General features: G+C 62.3%; 19 protein-coding genes and 1 pseudogene. 13 read left to right on the top strand and 7 right to left on the bottom strand.

Annotation, left to right across the window (positions count from 1 at the left end; all coding sequences use genetic code 11):
- Position 1: 1 nt before the first annotated feature.
- Both dcd and ACZ5TH_RS04015 read left to right on the top strand, forming a co-directional pair.
- The gene (gene dcd, locus ACZ5TH_RS04020) at positions 2 to 556 is read left to right on the top strand and encodes a dCTP deaminase (RefSeq protein ID WP_449472091.1); all 555 of its coding nucleotides are present in this window, start codon (positions 2 to 4) and stop codon (positions 554 to 556) included.
- Positions 557 to 601: 45 nt separating this feature from the next.
- Positions 602 to 1360: a metallophosphoesterase family protein gene (locus tag ACZ5TH_RS04015; protein ID WP_464794697.1), complete on the top strand. Its 759-nt coding sequence runs from the start codon at positions 602 to 604 to the stop codon at positions 1358 to 1360.
- A 24-nt stretch (positions 1361 to 1384) separates the two neighbouring features.
- Here ACZ5TH_RS04015 and ACZ5TH_RS04010 read toward each other — a convergent pair whose 3' ends face one another.
- On the bottom strand, positions 1385 to 2080 hold the full coding sequence (locus tag ACZ5TH_RS04010; RefSeq protein ID WP_464794696.1) for an anti-sigma factor family protein: 696 nt from the start codon (positions 2078 to 2080) through the stop codon (positions 1385 to 1387).
- On the bottom strand, positions 2077 to 2565 hold the full coding sequence (locus ACZ5TH_RS04005) for an RNA polymerase sigma factor (protein ID WP_464794695.1): 489 nt from the start codon (positions 2563 to 2565) through the stop codon (positions 2077 to 2079). The genes ACZ5TH_RS04010 and ACZ5TH_RS04005 overlap by 4 nt, the downstream gene beginning before the upstream one ends.
- An 88-nt stretch (positions 2566 to 2653) precedes the next feature.
- Here ACZ5TH_RS04005 and ACZ5TH_RS04000 point away from each other — a divergent pair.
- Positions 2654 to 3957: pseudogene (locus ACZ5TH_RS04000) on the top strand (S8 family serine peptidase).
- Between the two features lie 100 nt (positions 3958 to 4057).
- Positions 4058 to 4747 (top strand): hypothetical protein, encoded by a 690-nt coding sequence (locus ACZ5TH_RS03995; protein WP_464794694.1) that lies wholly within the window; start codon positions 4058 to 4060, stop codon positions 4745 to 4747.
- A gap of 204 nt (positions 4748 to 4951) precedes the next feature.
- Here the strand turns inward: ACZ5TH_RS03995 and ctrA are convergent, their stop codons facing one another.
- Together ctrA and ACZ5TH_RS03985 are read right to left on the bottom strand one after the other, a co-directional pair.
- Positions 4952 to 5659 (bottom strand): response regulator transcription factor CtrA, encoded by a 708-nt coding sequence (gene ctrA / locus ACZ5TH_RS03990; RefSeq protein ID WP_196226306.1) that lies wholly within the window; start codon positions 5657 to 5659, stop codon positions 4952 to 4954.
- 209 nt (positions 5660 to 5868) lie between these two features.
- Positions 5869 to 6762 (bottom strand): LysR family transcriptional regulator, encoded by an 894-nt coding sequence (locus tag ACZ5TH_RS03985; protein ID WP_449472086.1) that lies wholly within the window; start codon positions 6760 to 6762, stop codon positions 5869 to 5871.
- A 108-nt stretch (positions 6763 to 6870) separates the two neighbouring features.
- On the opposite strand from ACZ5TH_RS03985, the gene ACZ5TH_RS03980 reads away from it, so the two are divergent.
- The gene (locus ACZ5TH_RS03980; RefSeq protein ID WP_464794693.1) at positions 6871 to 7590 is read left to right on the top strand and encodes a pirin family protein; all 720 of its coding nucleotides are present in this window, start codon (positions 6871 to 6873) and stop codon (positions 7588 to 7590) included.
- Between the two features lie 113 nt (positions 7591 to 7703).
- Positions 7704 to 8303 carry an NAD(P)H:quinone oxidoreductase gene (gene wrbA / locus ACZ5TH_RS03975; protein WP_464794692.1) on the top strand — a complete coding sequence of 200 codons (600 nt, stop codon included), beginning with the start codon at positions 7704 to 7706 and terminating at the stop codon, positions 8301 to 8303.
- 104 nt (positions 8304 to 8407) lie between these two features.
- Here wrbA and ACZ5TH_RS03970 read toward each other — a convergent pair whose 3' ends face one another.
- Positions 8408 to 9394, bottom strand: coding sequence for an acyltransferase family protein (locus tag ACZ5TH_RS03970; RefSeq protein WP_464794691.1), 987 nt, complete (start codon positions 9392 to 9394; stop codon positions 8408 to 8410).
- 65 nt (positions 9395 to 9459) lie between these two features.
- Here ACZ5TH_RS03970 and ACZ5TH_RS03965 point away from each other — a divergent pair, with 65 nt between their 5' ends.
- The 5 genes from ACZ5TH_RS03965 (at position 9460) to ACZ5TH_RS03945 (ending at position 12434) form a co-directional block, all read left to right on the top strand.
- A complete protein-coding gene (locus ACZ5TH_RS03965) occupies positions 9460 to 10137 on the top strand; it encodes an RluA family pseudouridine synthase (RefSeq protein WP_464794690.1) in 678 nt (225 codons plus the stop codon).
- Entirely contained in the window at positions 10124 to 10528 is a 405-nt protein-coding gene (gene arfB / locus ACZ5TH_RS03960) for an alternative ribosome rescue aminoacyl-tRNA hydrolase ArfB (protein ID WP_464794689.1), read from the top strand. Before ACZ5TH_RS03965 ends, arfB begins: the two co-directional genes overlap by 14 nt.
- Before the next feature lie 9 nt (positions 10529 to 10537).
- Positions 10538 to 11023 (top strand): GAF domain-containing protein, encoded by a 486-nt coding sequence (locus ACZ5TH_RS03955; RefSeq protein ID WP_464794688.1) that lies wholly within the window; start codon positions 10538 to 10540, stop codon positions 11021 to 11023.
- Between the two features lie 127 nt (positions 11024 to 11150).
- Positions 11151 to 12002, top strand: a complete 852-nt coding sequence (locus tag ACZ5TH_RS03950; RefSeq protein ID WP_464794687.1) for an RcnB family protein — start codon at positions 11151 to 11153, stop codon at positions 12000 to 12002.
- A 54-nt stretch (positions 12003 to 12056) separates the two neighbouring features.
- Entirely contained in the window at positions 12057 to 12434 is a 378-nt protein-coding gene (locus tag ACZ5TH_RS03945) for a VOC family protein (protein WP_464794686.1), read from the top strand.
- A gap of 36 nt (positions 12435 to 12470) precedes the next feature.
- Here ACZ5TH_RS03945 and ACZ5TH_RS03940 read toward each other — a convergent pair whose 3' ends face one another.
- Positions 12471 to 13289: an arginyltransferase gene (locus ACZ5TH_RS03940; RefSeq protein ID WP_449472075.1), complete on the bottom strand. Its 819-nt coding sequence runs from the start codon at positions 13287 to 13289 to the stop codon at positions 12471 to 12473.
- Between the two features lie 123 nt (positions 13290 to 13412).
- The gene (locus ACZ5TH_RS03935) at positions 13413 to 14660 is read right to left on the bottom strand and encodes a threonine ammonia-lyase (protein ID WP_464779709.1); all 1248 of its coding nucleotides are present in this window, start codon (positions 14658 to 14660) and stop codon (positions 13413 to 13415) included.
- A 97-nt stretch (positions 14661 to 14757) separates the two neighbouring features.
- On the opposite strand from ACZ5TH_RS03935, the gene ACZ5TH_RS03930 reads away from it, so the two are divergent.
- Entirely contained in the window at positions 14758 to 15627 is an 870-nt protein-coding gene (locus ACZ5TH_RS03930) for an NAD(P)-dependent oxidoreductase (RefSeq protein ID WP_196226316.1), read from the top strand.
- Positions 15624 to 17318, top strand: a complete 1695-nt coding sequence (locus ACZ5TH_RS03925; RefSeq protein ID WP_464794685.1) for an amidohydrolase — start codon at positions 15624 to 15626, stop codon at positions 17316 to 17318. The genes ACZ5TH_RS03930 and ACZ5TH_RS03925 overlap by 4 nt, the downstream gene beginning before the upstream one ends.

The following is a 17318-nucleotide window of genomic DNA, read 5'->3' as shown; positions in this document are numbered from 1 at the left end:
CATGTCGATTTTGTCGGATAAGTGGATTCGCGAGCAGGCCATTTCCCAAGGGATGATCGAGCCATTCGTGGAAAATCAGCGGCGGGACGGCTGCATCAGTTATGGCCTGTCCTCCTATGGCTATGACGCGCGCGTGGCAGACGAGTTCAAGATCTTCACCAATGTCGACAGCGCGGTGGTGGACCCGAAGGATTTCGCGGCGAACAGCTTTGTCGATCGCAAGACCGACTGCTGCATCATTCCGCCCAACAGCTTTGCGCTCGCCCGGACGGTCGAATATTTCCGGGTGCCTCGCGATGTGCTGGTGATCTGCCTTGGCAAATCCACCTATGCACGGTGCGGCATCATCGTGAATGTGACGCCGCTGGAGCCGGGCTGGGAAGGCCATGTGACGCTGGAGTTTTCCAACACCACGCCCCTCCCCGCCAAAATCTACGCCAATGAGGGGGCCTGCCAGTTCCTTTTCCTCAAGGGTAATGAGCCGTGCGAGGTCAGCTACGCCGACCGGGCGGGGAAATATATGGGGCAGCAAGGCGTCACATTGCCTCGACTCTAGGGGACGTGCGACAAGGGCGAGGATGAATATCGATCGGCGCCAGTCATGCTGAAGTTTTTCCGCCGCGGTGCATCGCCACCGCCCTCTTTCGTGCCCGACATAGGCGAGGACCGGCGCGTTTATGCCATCGGGGACATTCACGGGCGGCTCGACCTGTTCGAACAACTGCTGCGGTTGATCGATCAGGATGACTCGGCCCGCACGACCCTACCCTGCCATCTCGTCCTGCTGGGTGATCTGATGGATCGCGGGCCGCAATCGGCCGCCGTCATTGAGCATGCAATATCCTTGTGGCGGGCATCCCCGAATGTGCACCTGATCAAAGGCAATCATGAGGAGGTCTTTGTCGGCGCCGCGAAGGGCGATGCGCAATATGCGGGCTATTGCCGCCGCATCGGGGGCATGGCCGCGCTTGAAAGCTATGGGCTGGAATCCGGCGTCGGCACAGCGATGACGGACAAGGACATCGCGTCATGGATGCTGGAAAATGTGCCCCGCGAGCATGTCGATTTCCTGAACGGTTTTCCGGATAGTCTTGTGATGGGCGACTATCTGTTCGTTCATGCCGGGATCAGGCCCGGTCTGCCGCTAGAGAAGCAGGATGCAGCCGACCTGCGCTGGATCAGGGGTGAGTTCCTGCATGACCGGCAAGCCCATCCCTATATGGTGGTCCATGGGCACAGCATCACCAGCGAAGTCGATGAGCAGGCCAACCGGATCGGGATAGACACGGGCGCCTGGAACAGCGGCAAACTGACGGCGATCGGCCTTGAGGGCACAGATCGCTGGTATTTGCAGACTTAGCCAGAACGGAAAGACGTCCGAAGTTCAGCGCCAGCCCTTCTCCTTCGCGGCAGCCTCCTGGGTCGCGTCGGCGGGGGAGCCTTCGATCAGGGCGCTTACCGTCGCCATGATGCGGGCGTCGGTGGAGGATGCCTGACGGTAATCGGTCGATTGGGCGGCGCCGGGAATCAGTTGCTGAACCTGCCAGCCTTCCCCTTCCCGGCAGGCCACTCCCGACAGGGCACTGCCGTCGAAGCTGCGGCACCACCCTCCGCCCTTGCGCTGAAAACTCAGGCCGATGCGGATTGATGTGTCCTTTTGGGCCGAGGCAAGTTGTGTTTCGAGGGCGGAGGCGAGTTCACCCCTCGCCACCATAACGCCATCGCTGACTGCAACAGGTCCAGCGGGGCCGCTCGACAAACGGCCGATGCCGAGACCCAGGACAAGGCTGGCAGCGATCGCGCCGCCAATGCCCCAACTGCGCCATTTGGGAGCCGCGGGACGGGTGATGGGCGTGACCTTCGGCCGTTCCTCCAGCAGCGCACGCATAGCCTGTGGCACAGGTTCAGCTTCAACCGGCGCATAGTGACCGGAAAGACGCTGCCGCAAATGCCGGTGCATTTCCAGGCGCTGGGCCAAAGCAGGATCGTCCGCAACGGCGCGATCGACGCGGCGGCGAGTGATTTCGTCCAGCTCGCCATCGACCCAGGCGATCAGCATGGCTTCATCAATGTCGGTCATGCTGCTTCTCCCAGCAATTCGATAAGGGCGCCGCGTCCACGAACCAAGCGCGAGGTCAACGTACCCATGGGCACGCCCAGAATTTCGGCGGCTTCCTTGTAGGACAGGCCCTCTACCAGAACGAGCGCGATGGCTTCGCGCTGCTCATCCGGCAAAGCCTGCATCGCGCGATCGACGTCGGAGAGCATGACGTGCGCCTCTACATGCTGGTCGCCAGCATAGCCGACATGCTCACCTGCCTCTTCGGGTGCGAAAGTCCGCACGGCGCGCTGCCGCGAACGGCCTTCATCGATCCACAGATTGCGCATGATACGATACATCCAGCTGTCCAACCTAGTCCCCGGCTGCCATTGTTCGCGCGCCCGCAGCCCTCGCTCCAGCGCCGCCTGGCAAAGGTCGTCCGCATCGGCGCGGTCCCTCGACACGCTGACGGCGAAGCGGCGCAGCCGGGGGAGGATCGCCAACAGATCGTTTTCGAACGACATCCGGTCTCCATCACTTGTTCAAGGATGAAACGGCTGTGCCCGTTCGTTTCATCCCCGAAGAGGTATATCTACCGGAAATAAATTCGCGATGACTCATTATGGATGCGAAAGGAGCGGAAAATTCGCCTCCGCGCCAGTCGAGGATGAAGAGACAGAGATGAAGGCCCTACGTTCCTGGATCGTTGCGGGACTGCTGCTGACAGGTCCGGCGGCACAAGCACAATTGTTGCCGTCCCCCAATGGGGCCTTGGGGCAGGTAGGAGGGATGGTTCCGGACTTGCTCAACGACGCGGAAGGCGCGCTGAATCGGGTTCCTCCCACCCGCTTGGCAGAACGCCTCGTGGCGGCGAGAGCGGCACGGATTGGTGATCTGCTGCGACGGCATGGCGACAGCGTGGAACTGGACGATCGGAAAGAGGCCGCGCGGCGTGGCGTCATCCTGCTGACGGGTGCAAAGCAGACCAGCATCGAAGCGTTGCGTCGCGCGGGCTATGCGGTGGCAAGCGAGGCCATTGAGGGGATCGACCTGCTCCTAACGCGCCTCACGGTGCCGCCCGGCCGGAGCCTCTCCCGCGCGTTGAAGCAGGTGCGCTCGATCGCACCAGAGGCGGAGGTGAGCGCGGATAATCTCTATTCCCCGGCGGTGCGGCGCCCAAGTCGGGGAGTGCAGCCTTGGCGGGGACAGGGCCTGTCCGATCTCGAGCGGCGGGAATGATCGATGGTGGCGTCGCCCGTCACGCGTCACTCACTGGCGCGGTCGAGCAGCGCGGCTTCGTTCGCGGCGCGCCTCGTGCCAGTTCGCACGGCACGGCGGTGGCGTCCTTGATCAGTGGAACCGGGTCCATTCGGGGCGCGGCGCCGGGTACGCCGCTGCTGGTCGCAGATGTTTATGGTGATGATCCAGCGGGCGGCAGTGCCTTCGCGATCGTGCGGGCGCTGGGATGGATGGCGGCGCGCGGGGTCAACGTCGTCACCTTAAGCCTGGTCGGACCCGATAATCCTCTGCTGGCAGGAGCCATCCGGCTGGCGCGTGAAAAGGGCGTTACGGTGGTAGCGGCGGTCGGCAATGACGGTCCGGCTGCGCCACCCGCCTATCCCGCATCCTATCCTGATGTCGTGGCGGTGACGGGCGTAGATGGCCGCGGGCGCTTGCTTCCCGAAGCGGGGCGCGCCCGGCATGTGGATTTCGCGGCGCCCGGCGCGGACATGAATGCCGCGCGCACCGATGGCGGCAAGGGCCGCGTGCGAGGCACCTCTTTCGCCGCGCCGCTTGTCGCGGGGCGGCTGTTTGTGAACGGTAGCCTGAGCGGGCTGATCGAGGAGGCCAAGCCGGAAAGCAGCAAGGCATTCGGGCATGGTATTATCTGCGGCAATTGCAGAAATATGGATTGAATATCAGCATCTTGTCAAAAATATTTCGGCGCCAGGAATTAAATCGCATCGCCATCCCGTTGTCCTTGCATCGGATCGACAACGAACAAGGAGACGATCGATGAAGAAGACAATCATTCTTGCCACTGCCTGCCTTGCCGTCCTGACTGCGGTTCCTGCGTCTGCCCAGCTTCTGGGCGGCGGTGGCGGCCTGGGCGGTGGCCTTGGTGGCGCTTTGGGCGGCGCTGGCGGATCGCTCGGCGGCACATTGAGCGGTTCGGGCGGCATCGGCCTCGACCGCAGCATCGATCTGGGCAATGGCCGGGTTGCGGCGAAAGGTTCTGGTTCTGGCCGGGCTGACGGCGCCGCCACTGGTTCTGTCAGCCGCAAGGGCAAGAGCCATGGCGCAAATGCCTCGGGTTCAGCCAGCGGATCGGCAAGCGGTGGCCTGACCGCCGACACGCTGGGCACCAATGATGTCGCCAATGCAGTAGGCGGCGTTCGGGATCAGGCCAGCCAGACGGCGGGCGCAGCGCGAGATCGCGCGGTCACGGCAGGTGCAGCGGCGCAAGGGCAAGCCAGCGCTACCGCACAAGCGGCACGCAACCGGGCCGGTGGCGCACTGAGCGGTGCTGGATCGGCGGCCGGTAACGCGTCTGGCGCGGCTCAGTCCGGCGCGGCAAACTCAGCCGGTAGCGCCAGCAACGCTCTCAATGGAGGCGCGGCGCTTAATGCCACCGGCACGCTATCGGGAAGCGGCCACGCATCAGGCTCCAGCGACAGCACGTCGTCCAGTCAGGCGGACAATTGACCCCACTCGGGCGGATTCCCCACTTCGGGCTTTAAGCCCGCTCCCTTTCCGCCCCTCCGCCTGACAAGACAGGGCCGGTGATCCAAGAGGTCACCGGCCCTTTTCCATATCAGGAGAGATTGATCGAGCACGGTCGCATCAACGACAAAGGCCGATGATCCCATGGGATCACCGGCCTTTTGGCACCCGCGCAAGGTTGCAGGGTCAGGCGACCTTAGTCGCGACCTCTTCCGCTTCATCAGGATCGCGCAGCACATAGCCACGACCCCAGACGGTTTCGATATAATTGTCGCCACTGCACGCCAGAGCCAGTTTCTTTCGCAGCTTGCAGATGAAGACGTCGATTATCTTGAGTTCAGGCTCGTCCATGCCGCCATAGAGATGGTTAAGGAACATCTCCTTGGTCAGGGTAGTGCCTTTGCGGAGCGACAGCAGCTCCAGCATCGCATATTCCTTGCCGGTCAGGTGGACGCGGTTGCCGTCCACTTCCACGGTCTTGGCGTCGAGATTGACGGCCAGCTTGCCCGTGCGGATGACAGACTGCGAATGGCCCTTAGACCGGCGAACCACGGCGTGAATGCGCGCGATCAGCTCTTCGCGATGGAAAGGCTTGGTCACATAATCATCGGCGCCAAAGCCGAAGGAACGAACCTTGCTGTCCATCTCCGCAATGCCGGAAAGGATAAGCACCGGCGTCTGCACCTTGGCGGCGCGGAGCTTCTTCAGCACGTCATAGCCGTGCATGTCCGGCAGGTTCAAATCCAGACAGATGATGTCGTAGTCATACAACTTACCCAGGTCGAGCCCTTCCTCGCCAAGGTCCGTAGTGTAGACGTTGAAGCCTTCGGTCGTGAGCATAAGCTCGATCGCCTTGGCCGTTGTCGGTTCATCTTCTATTAGCAGAACGCGCATATTGAAGCCCCTGTCCTTGCAGATCCCGTCAACCCCTAAGAACGGCGTCTGCCCCAATTCATTAACCAAAAAACTTCTGAAGGACAAAGGTTAATTTTTCGCTAACCCGCAGAAATGCGCGAGTCGCGGGAATTTGAATCTGTTTGAAAAGATTTATTGTCGAAGTGATTCATTTTGAGTCAAGATAGATTCACCTGCGCAACGAAGCTTCAGCAACCGTGGTTGCGAGCGATGAAGTCGAGCAGCGCCTCGACCCGCGCAGGCCGCAATCGCGAGGGCGGCGTGACCAGATGCAAGCCAAGTGGCGGCGGCCTCCAGTCGATCAGGACCTCCTCCAGTTCACCTGAAGCGAGCGCTTCGCCCACTATGAAATCGGGCAGCCGAGCAACGCCTATGCCTGCCCGGAGCGCGGGCAGCATCGCTTCACCACTATTGACGGTTAGGCGCGCCCTAACCTGTATCACGACATTCTGCTGCCCCGGCCCCGAGAAGCGCCATACGTCAGGCGTCGGCGCATTGGCATAGCAAAGACAGTCGTGGGCGCCGAGGTCGGACGGATGCTTGGGCCTGCCCCGCTCCTCCAAATAGGCGGGAGAAGCGATGACATGCATCTTGACGTCACCCAACCGCCTCGCACGAAGCGAGCTGTCGGGCATGTCGGCAATGCGGAGGGTGGCGTCGAGCCCCATCTCGATCATGTCTATCCGCGCGTCAGAGAGATGAAGATTGATGTCGACGGCGGGATGAAGCTTGGCGAACTGCGCGACCAGCGGCGCGATGCGGAGTAATCCGAACGTCATCGGCGCGCCTAGCCGAATGGTTCCGGACAGTTCGTCGGTATCCTGGCGAGCAGCTTCCTCCGCCGCCTGCCCTTCCTCGAAAATCCGGGCGGCGTGACTGGCGAGACGCTTGCCGCTTTCGGTCAGGGCAAGGCGGCGACTGGTGCGGTTGAACAGGCTGGTTTCAAGATGCTGCTCAAGGCGTGTGACGGCCTTTGAAACCGTCGCTTTCGATACACTGAGCGCCTTGGCGGCATCGGTGAAGCTGCGATGCTCCACGACGGCGGCGAACATGGCCCATGCTTCAAGGTCGGGAAGGCGCATAAAGGAAACAATCCGTTTCAATGCTGCTGGTTTAAGAAACGATCCTGATCGCTAAATCAGTCGGAAGCAAGCGGGAACGCTTTTCCCGCAGCAACGAAAGGCACAAATATGATCACCGCCGCAGGAAACCGCATCGAGCGTCGCCCCTTCGAGACGCTTGGTCATGCCGACCATGGCTGGCTCAACGCCCGCCATCATTTCTCCTTCGCCGATTATCATGACCCTGACCGCATGGGTTGGGGCGCGATCCGCGTGTGGAATGACGATGAAATCGCGGCGAACACCGGATTTCCTCCGCACCCCCACCGCGACATGGAAATCGTCACTTATGTTCGCAAGGGCGCGATCACGCATCAGGACAGCCTGGGCAACAAGGGCCGGACCGAGGCAGGCGACGTACAGGTGATGAGCGCAGGGACCGGCATCCGTCACTCCGAATATAATCTGGAGGATGAGACAAGCACGCTGTTCCAAATCTGGATCATTCCCAAGGCGCAGGGCGACGCGCCAAGCTGGGGCGCCAAGCCCTTTCCCAAGGACGATCGCGCCGGACGTCTGGTGGTGCTGGCCAGCGGCTATGCGGAAGATCAGGACGCGCTGCGCATCCGCGCCGACGCGCGGTTGCTGGGCGGCACCATAAAGGCTGGCACCAGCGTGACCTATGAAAGCGCGGAGGGACGGCACCTGTATCTCGTGCCCGCGACTGGGCGGGTCGAGATCAACGGCCAGACCTTTGAAGCGCGCGACGGCGCTGCGATCCTGGGCGGCCAGCCCATCACGATCACCGCGATCGAGGATAGCGAAATCGTCCTCGTCGATAGCGAATAGGCCCGGAAGGCCTATCGGCCGCTCGCTCACCTTGCCCCCCTGAGGGGGCGAGCGGTCGCATTATTCAAGAAACCTTTTTCCGATCAATGCATTACCAAGACTGGAGACACTTCATGGCTAAGGTGCTGGTTCTCTATTATTCGTCCTACGGCCACATCGAAACGATGGCGAAGGCTGTTGCGGAAGGCGCGACCGCCGCTGGCGCTCAGGTCGATATCAAGCGAGTGCCCGAAACCGCGCCCTTGGAGGTCGCCCGAAATGCGGGCTTCAAGCTGGAGCAGGATGCGCCGCTCGCGACCGTGGCGGAACTTGCCGACTATGATGCAATCATCATCGGTACCGGCACCCGCTTCGGCCGCATGTCGAGCCAGATGGCAGCTTTCCTTGATCAGGCAGGCGGCCTTTGGGCGCGGGGCGCGCTTAACGGAAAAGTGGGCGGCGCCTTCACATCTACCGCCAGCCAGCATGGCGGGCAGGAAACGACTTTATTCTCGATCATCACCAATCTGCTGCATTTCGGCATGGTGATCGTGGGGCTGGACTATGGTCACACCGGGCAGATGGGCGTCGATAAGGTGCGCGGCGGTGCGCCCTATGGCGCCACGACTATCGCGCATAGCGACGGCAGCCGTCAGCCTGACGAGGATGAACTGGAAGGCGCCCGGTATCAGGGACGGCGGATCGCGGAGACGGCAATCAAGCTGCACGGGTAGAAATTTGGCTGCACTCTTCCCCTCTCGGTGCAGCGGTTGAGCCTTGGGTCGCAAGGCACAACGATAGGGGCCGGTGCATAGGATGGATGCACCGGCCTCTTTTTTCAGAGGAACAGGCGACCGCCGACCGGGCTGGCGCGCAAAAGATAATAGACGGCGATGGGCAACAGCAGCGCATGGAGCAGCAACCAGGGCTTGTCCAAATAGGGCGAAAGGTAGTGGATGACCGCGACGTGCAAATACATGATGACAAGTGAGGCCCTGCCCACCGCCGCGAACCATCCGCCAAAAGGCGCGACATGGACCGAAATGCGGAAGATCAGCAGAGACGTCGCCACAGCCGAAGCAAGCGACAGGATCGGCCACCCGTAATCGGCGGCCTTCATGTTAAGCGTGGGAAGCAGACCGGATAGCCCCGCCAGCGCCAGCGCGCCCAAGGGGAGCCACATCCAATGCCTCCACGGCACCTGCTGCCATACGGCTCCGATCCAGAGCAGTACAAGGGCCATGGGCACCGTCAGCAACCCCAGCACGGACGTTTGCGTAACCTCCCCTGCTACATAGGCTACAATTAGGACAGGTAGGATCGCGATAAGCCAGCGCCGGTCGAGAGGATCGGGCCAACGGGACAGCAGCGCATTGAAAAGGATGCGCGCGGCCATCAGGCAGGGCACGAACCAGAATATGGTATAGGGACCGCGCAGCCATGATCCGCCAAGAAGGATCGGCAACATATCATCCGGCCATTGGTTGAATATAGGCCGCTGCCCCTTCATTGGCTCGATGATCTGATCCGCGATGATCAGCAATGCGAGGAAGGCCGCATAGGGGCGCATCTGCGACGCCAATTGCCGTAACGCGAAACGCCCGGGCGACTGTGGCCGGGACAGCAGGCCCGACAGCAGGAAGAATAGCGGCATGTGAAAGCTGTAGAGCGCGTCGCGGAGGGGGCCACTCCTCCACACATGTCCGGCCACCACGGCGATGATGCCAATGCCGCGCGCTACGTCGATCCATTCCAGCCGCCCGCCACCCTGCATCCGTTCCGATCGCGCCGACTTGTGCTGGACCTCGTTCCCCCTGTTCTCCATGGCTTCCACGCCCTATAGGACAGCGCGCGCCCGTCAATATTTCCAACTGCTCCCGGAACCACTCCTTGACCCTATTGCATGACCGAGTTCTCTTCATCGATGGTGAAGCCATCATCCTCGACAAGCCCGCCGGCTTGCCGGTCGATGCGCCGCGCGACGGTTCGCTGAGCCTGGAGAACCACCTTTCGTCCCTGACCTTCGGTTTTCAACGCTGGCCCCTGCCGGTGCATCGGCTGGATCGGGACACCAGCGGTTGCCTGCTGCTGGCGCGCAATCCCAAGGCGCACAAGCGCTATGCCGCCGAGTTTGAGGCGGGAACGGTCAGCAAGCGCTATGTCGCGGTCGTTGACGGCGTGCCGGAAGCGGAAAGCGGCGTCATCGAACTGTCGCTGAAGAAAGTCAGCAGCGCGGCCAAGGGCTGGCGCATCATCGCGGCCAAAGAGGGGAGGTCCGCCGTGACCGAATGGCGAAAGCTGGCGGTAAAGGACGGCCGCTCGCTGATGGTCTTCACACCGCGCACCGGACGAACCCATCAGATTCGCGCGCATACATTATATGGGCTGGGCTTCGGCATCGCTGGCGACCCCGTCTATGGCGCAGGCGAAGGGCCGATGCTGCTGCACAGCCGTTTCCTCAGCGTCCCGCGCGGGAGCAAGTCTCCAGCAGAGGCGACAGCTCCCCTGCCCGCCACCTTTACGGCAGCGGGCTTCGGGCCAGAGTATCTGGACGATGCCGGACTTTGACATTCCGGAAGATGCGCTGGAGGAGCGTTTCATCACCGCTGGCGGTCCCGGCGGGCAGAATGTCAACAAGGTCGCCACTGCCGTTCAGCTAAGGGTGGCACTCTATCGGCTGGGATTACCGGTCCATGCCTATAGGAAAATAAAGGAGTTGGCAGGATCACGCCTGACCTCTGGCGGGGAGATAGTGATCCAGGCGTCCCGCTTCCGCACGCAGGAGGCCAATCGCCAGGATGCCCGCGACCGGCTGGCCGAGATGATAGCCGAGGCGTACAAGCGCGATCCCCGGCGCATCGCCACGAAGCCGGGCAAGGCGGCAAAGGCACGCCGCGTGGACGCCAAGAAGGCGCGCAGTTCAGTGAAGCAGGGGCGTGGCAAGGTGCGGATGGATTGAGGACTGCCAATGTTTGATTTCAAGGCGCCAGCCGATGGCGACAAGTCAACGCTCTATGCGGACCTCCTGTCGGCAGTAGAGGCAGTGACGGACGGCGAGCCCGATGCGATCGCCAACATGGCCAATGTCGCGGCGCTAATTTGGCAATTTCTTCCGGACCTTAACTGGGCAGGCTTCTATCGCATGGTAGAAGGTGAACTGGTGCTTGGCCCGTTTCAGGGGAAGCCAGCCTGCATCCGCATTCCCTTGGGCCGGGGCGTGTGCGGCACGGCGGCGGCAACGGGAGAGACGCAGCTGGTCGAGGATGTCCACGCTTTCCCCGGCCACATCGCCTGTGATGCGGCCAGCGCGTCGGAGATCGTCGTGCCCGTGACGGTCGATGGCCGCGTCGTTGCTGTGCTTGACCTCGATAGCCCTGCCCCGGCGCGTTTCGATATCGCCGACCAGAGTGGGCTTGAGATGCTGATCGAACGGATTGGCCCTCGGCTCGCTTAACCGCGCTGCTCCGTTTCGGGACAGACGGGGCGTTCCCCTCGCGTGGATCGAGGCGGATCATCATGCTAAACCAGACGTTAACGTCACGGCCATGCCCAAGGCAGCCATGAACAACGGGGAGTTTTGCATGCGGATCTGGAGCATCATGCTGGTGGGCACGAGCCTTGCCCTCGGCCTCGCAACACCGGCTTTAGCAGGTGATGCCGCCGGGACTGGCGCGATGCTCCCCGTTTTGGGCAAAAGCTTTTCCGGCATGCGGCCGGTCCATGCCGGAATGCACCGCGGAACGATGGTCCACCGCTGGGGTCCGCGCGTTCAGGGTCGCTGGTTCGCGGGCTGGTATGCGCCGGGCGGTTGGGGCGCTTACCGGCGGCCGGTCATGGGCTATGTCCTGCCATCCTATTGGGTGAGCCCCACCTACCGGATCGGCAATTATGGAAGCTATGGCCTGCCTGCGCCCGCCGATGGCTATGGTTGGTCCCGCTATTATGACGACGCCGTGATGGTCGATCGTCACGGCCGCGTCCGGGATCATCGCAGCGATGTCGATTGGGATGCGCCCGATCATGAACCGGACCGGCCCGGCGTCCCCTATGATGATGATGTGACCGCGCATGACGGGCCTCCGCCCCCACCCCATGAATATGAAGGGCGCTGGACCGGCACCTGGCGTGACGAAAACGGCCGCACGGTGAGCGGCGAATATGAAGGCCGTTTCGAAGGCGAGGCGCGCAGTAACTATGGAGTGGATTATGACGCTCCGCCCTATGGCGCACCACCGCCGATCGTTCGGCATGATGGCCCCGGCGCCCCGGTCGTGACGACGACGCAGGCCCCCGGCTACATCGCGGGCGGCTATTATTATCCGGGTGCCACGACAACGACAGTGGTCATCACGCCGACGGTCACTACCACCAGCTACGTGACCGAAACGACGACGCGTCGCCATGGCGTCAAACGCAGGTGCAACTGCAAATAGGATCAGGGGTTTAGCCTGTCTGAAGACCCAGTGGGCAAGGACAGGAGAGACGGCATGATCCATCATGTGTCGGTTGGGACAAATGACGTCGAACGCGCGCGGGCGTTTTACAACCCGCTGATGACGCTGCTCGGCTATCGCAACATACGCGATTATCCGCATTCACTGGATTATGGCGTGACGGACGTGGCGTTCAGCGTCGAAACGCCCGTGAATGGGGATCGAGCGGCGCCCGGCAACGGCATTCATATCTGTTTCGAAGCGGCCGATCGCGAAGCCGTCCGCGAGTTCTATCGACTGGCGCTGGAACTTGGCGGAACGGACGAGGGCACGCCGGGCGTTCGCCCCAATTACGACGCCCATTATTATGGGGCATTCGTGCGCGATCCGGATGGAAACAAGATCGAGGCGGTGACCTTCGCCGCGAAGTAGACGTATGCAGCCTTGTGGCGATCGAGGCCGAGAGGATTATTTCCGGAAGATGCCCGCCAGTTCGATCGGCAACGGCGGTTCGTCGCGGGGCAGCACGCCCCGGATGGCCTGCGCCTGCTCCTGTGGGTCGAAACGAACCCAGCCACTCCGGCTCAGCTTTTCCAACGGGCGGTAGCGGACCTTATACTGCATCCGCTGCGACCCTTCGACCCAATAGCCCAGATAGACATAGGGCAGGCCCGCCTTCGCGGCGCGCAGGATGTGATCCATGATGATGAAGTTGCCCAGGCCCTTGCGGTGCTCCAACTCCGTGTCGAAGAAGCTGTAGATCATCGACAGGCCATCGCCCTGCCGGTCGGTCAGGCATGCACCGATCAACTTGCCGGGGCGGCCATTCTTGCCGGGCTCGCGATATTCGACGACATGGCTTTCGACCGGGGTCTGTTCGACCATGTCGGCGAAATCCATCTCGTCCATCTCGGTCATGCCGCCGCCCGGATGGCGCGCCTTCAGATAGCGCTGGAGCAGCTCGAATTGCTCCTCGGTGGACCATGGCTTGCATGCCGTGACGATCAAGTCGCTGTTGCGGCGAATGAGCTTGCGCTGTGTCGCGTTGGGCGTGAACTCTCCTGCCACCACGCGAACGGACACGCAGGCGGAGCAGTCGGCGCAACTCGGCCGGTACGCGACATTCTGGCTGCGGCGAAAGCCGATGCGGCCGAGCGCATCGTTAAGTTCCGCCGCATTGTCGCCGTTAAGTTCGGTAAAGACCTTCCGCTCGCTCCGGCCCGGAATATAAGGGCACGGGCTGGGGTTCGTCACAAAGAAGCGCGGAAAACGAAATGGTGCGCTCACCCCACGGTCTCCGTCAAAACGCTGCGCGAAACTTGAGTCATGGACAGACTATGACGCCCGCAGCCTTCCGTGAAAAGGTCATTTACCACGAAAAAAAACGTACTCCCTACGCCGGGAGGCCGATCAGGCAACCTCGATCGGCGCTACCTCATATCCGGCGGCGCGCAGGGCTGTGATCAAGCGATCAAGATGCTCCCCGTCACGGGTTTCGCATTCGACGTCGAGGCTAAGGCCCTTGGCGGGAAGATTGGTGAAGATGCGCTGATGCGACAACTCCAGAATGTTGACCGCTTCCTGATCGAAGATGCGGGCGACATGGAACAGCGCGCCGGGGCGATCCTGCAAGATGATGCGCAGGCGCGCCAGACGACCCGACCGCGCAAGATCGCGCAGCAGCACGTTCGCCAGCAGGCGCGTGTCGATATTGCCCCCCGTCAGGACGAGCCCAACATTGCGGCCCGCAAACATGTCCTTGTGCATCAACAGCGCGGCAAGCCCAGCCGCGCCCGCGCCCTCGACCACCGTCTTTTCGATCTGGAGCAGCAGGCTCAACGCCTCCTCCAGATGCCGTTCATCGACCAGCAGGATGTCATCGGCCAGGCGCTCGACAAAGCGGCGGGTCAGTTCCCCCGGCTCCTTCACCGCGATGCCTTCCGCCAGCGTATCGCCATCGCAGGCCAGGTTCGCCTGCTTGATATGGCTGTACATCGACGGATAAAGTTCCGCCTGCACGCCATAGATGCGGATGTCGGGCTTCATCGCCTTGGCCGCAGTGGCCATGCCGGAAAACAAGCCGCCACCGCCGATCGGGATGACCAGCGTGTCGATCTCGGGCGCGTCCTCCAGCATTTCAAGCGCCACAGTGCCCTGCCCGGCCATGATGTCGGGTTCGTCGAACGGGTGGACGAAGGTCAGGCCATTTTCCTTGGCCAGTTGGCGTGCATAGGTGCTGGCGTCGTCGAACTTCTCGCCATGCAGTACGACCGTCGCGCCATGCCCTTGCGTCTGCGTCACCTTAACCGTCGGCGTGGTCACGGGCATGACGATGGTCACGGGCACGCCCAGACGGCGGCCGTGATAGGCAAGCCCCTGCGCGTGATTGCCAGCGGAAGCGGCGATCACGCCCTTTTCCTTCGACGCCGCGTCCAGCTGAAGCAGGCGATTGAGCGCACCGCGTTCCTTGTAGGCAGCGGTAAACTGGAGGTTCTCAAACTTCAGGTAGACCTTACAGCCGAGCATGTCGGACAAAGTCTGGCTGATCAGCGTTGGCGTATGCACGACCGCGCCCGAAATCCGCACGCGCGCCGCCAATATGTCATCGACGGTAACGGGCAGCGGCATCGCGCTTTCGATCTTGCTCAACGTGTTCATGCGCTCGCCCCTAGCGGAAATTTACCTCGGAAGAAACTGGCCCTTGGCGAAATCTGGTCCTATGGCAAAAGGCCACGCGGCTAACTGTACGAGGCATATGGCTAATATCGCGTTTATCGGTCTGGGCGTCATGGGCGGCCCGATCGCCGGGCATCTGGCGAAGGCTGGACACGAACTGACCGTCTACAACCGCTCCATCGGAAAGGCGAAGAAGTGGGCCGAGGCTTATGGCGGCGCCGTGGCGGTCACCCCTGCCAAGGCGGCGGAAGATGCCGAAATCGTCATCAGCTGCGTTGGCACCGACGATGACCTTTCGCAGGTGACCGTCGGCAAGGAAGGCGCGTTCCGGACGATGAAGCCGGGCAGCCTGTTCATCGACCATACGACGGTATCGGCCCGGATCGCGCGGCAACTGTTCGTCGAAGGGGAAAGCCGCGGACTTCATTGCGTCGATGCCCCCGTATCGGGCGGTCAGGCAGGCGCGGAAAACGGCCGCCTGTCGATCATGTGCGGCGGCACGGGACCAGCGGTCGAGGCCGCGCGGATCGTCATGCAAAGCTATGCCGCCCGTATCGTGCATGTCGGCGGCGCGGGAGCCGGGCAAACGACCAAGATGGTGAACCAGATTTGCATCGCGGGCGTTCTGCAAGGGCTTTCCGAAGCGCTACGTTTTGCGCAAGCCGCCGAACTGGATCTGGACAAGGTGTTCGAAGCCGTGTCCGGCGGCGCCGCGCAAAGCTGGCAGATGGATAACCGCTGGAAGACTATGGCACAGGACAGTTTCGATTTCGGCTTCGCCATCGATTGGATGCGCAAGGATCTTGGCCTTGCCCTCGAAGAGGCGCGTGCCAATGGCGCGACCCTTCCGGTGACCGCATTGGTCGATCAATTCTATGCCGATGTGCAGGCGATGGGCGGAAGCCGACAGGATACAAGCGCGCTGGTGAGGCGGATCACCAAGGCATGAAGCCCGCCCTTTTGGCGGCTATCACCGCGCTCGCCCTGCCCTTTCCCGCTTTGGCGTCGGGGGTCATCGACAATGTGAATGGCATCGCGGTCGACGCCAATGGACGCACAGTGCGCTTTCGCGCTCTGCTGATCGACGATGAGGGCAAGGTCGAAAAGCTGCTGCCCGGACGCTATGAAGCGCCGCCCCGCCAGAAAAAGCTGAAGAAGGGCCAGAGCTGGCCGAAGGGCCTCGACTTCCAACTGGACGGCGGGGGCAAGACATTGATCCCCGGCCTGATCGACGCGCATGGCCATGTCATGGCGTTGGGCCTGACGCAGATCACGCTCGACCTGTCCGGCACGCGCTCACTGGCTGACGCGCAGGGCAAGATACGGGAATATGTCGCCGCCAATCCCGGACGGAAATGGATCATCGGCCGGGGATGGAATGCCGAGCTTTGGGGCCTTAATCGGGCGCCCACCGCTGCCGATCTCGACGCTGCCTCCGCCGATGTCCCAATATGGCTGGAAAGCGCGGACGGCCAAGTGGGCTGGGCCAATTCAGCGGCAATGAAAGCCGCCGACATCAGCGCCACAAGCAAGGCGCCTGCCGGTGGCCGGATCGAGATGACCGGGGGCAAGCCGTCCGGTGTGTTCGTCGGCAAGGCGATGGACCTCATCCAGCGGGTCGTGCCCCCTCCCGCCCCAAAGGACCGGGACATCGCGCTGGAAAAGGCGCAGCAATTATTGCTGGCGAACGGCGTCGCCGGCATTGCCGACATGGGCACCACGATCGAGGATTGGCAGGCATTCCGCCGCTCGGCCGATCGGGGGGCGCTGCGCGTGCGGATCATCTCCTATGCGCAGGGCCTCGACAATATGGTGCTGATTGCAGGACCTGAGCCGACGCCGTGGCTCTATGATGACCGGCTGCGCATGGGCGGGCTGAAACTGGCGTTGGACGGATCGCTCTCGTCGCGCGGAGCATGGCTCAAGGCCGATTATGCCGACGCACCGGGGCAGCGTGGATATTCGCTCATCCCATCCACCCAGCTGCGCAACATGATGAGCCGCGCGGCGATGGACAATTTCCAGATCGCCGTCGATGCCTCCGGAGACGCGGCTAACAGCGAACTGCTGGATGCGATCACGGAACTGGGCCAAACCTACAAGGGCGACAGGCGCTGGCGGGTTGAAAAGGCGGAGGTTGTCGATCCAGCTGACCTGCCCCGCTTCGGGCAAAATGGCGTCATAGCGTCAATGCAGCCCGCGCTTCAGGCCGCAAACTGGCGCATGGCGGTCGCGCGCATGGGTGAGAACCGGTTGAAGGGCGGCTATGCATGGAAAGCGATGCTCGACAATCACGCGCCATTGGCGTTCGGCTCCGGCGCACCTGTGACTAGTCCGAACCCCTTTGTCGGCATGGCCATCGCTATGAGCCGCGAGGATGCATCTGGCGAACCGGCAGGCGGATGGATGCCGGAACAGCGGGTGAGCTTTGAGGCAGCGCTTGACGGCTATACGCGGCAGGCGGCCTTTGCGGGTTTCGCGGATAAGCGTTTTGGCAGCCTGATCCCCGGACAGAGGGCGGATTTCATCCTCATCGACCGGGACATCTCCGTCGCTCGGCCCACCGACATACGGACGACGCAGGTTCTGGAAACATGGATCGGCGGCAAGCGGGTCTTCATGAAGGGCGCCAAGCCCTAG

The sequence above is a fragment of the Sphingobium sp. TomTYG73 genome (genome assembly GCF_055394245.1).
This window is presented reverse-complemented; position numbering and strand designations above follow the sequence as displayed.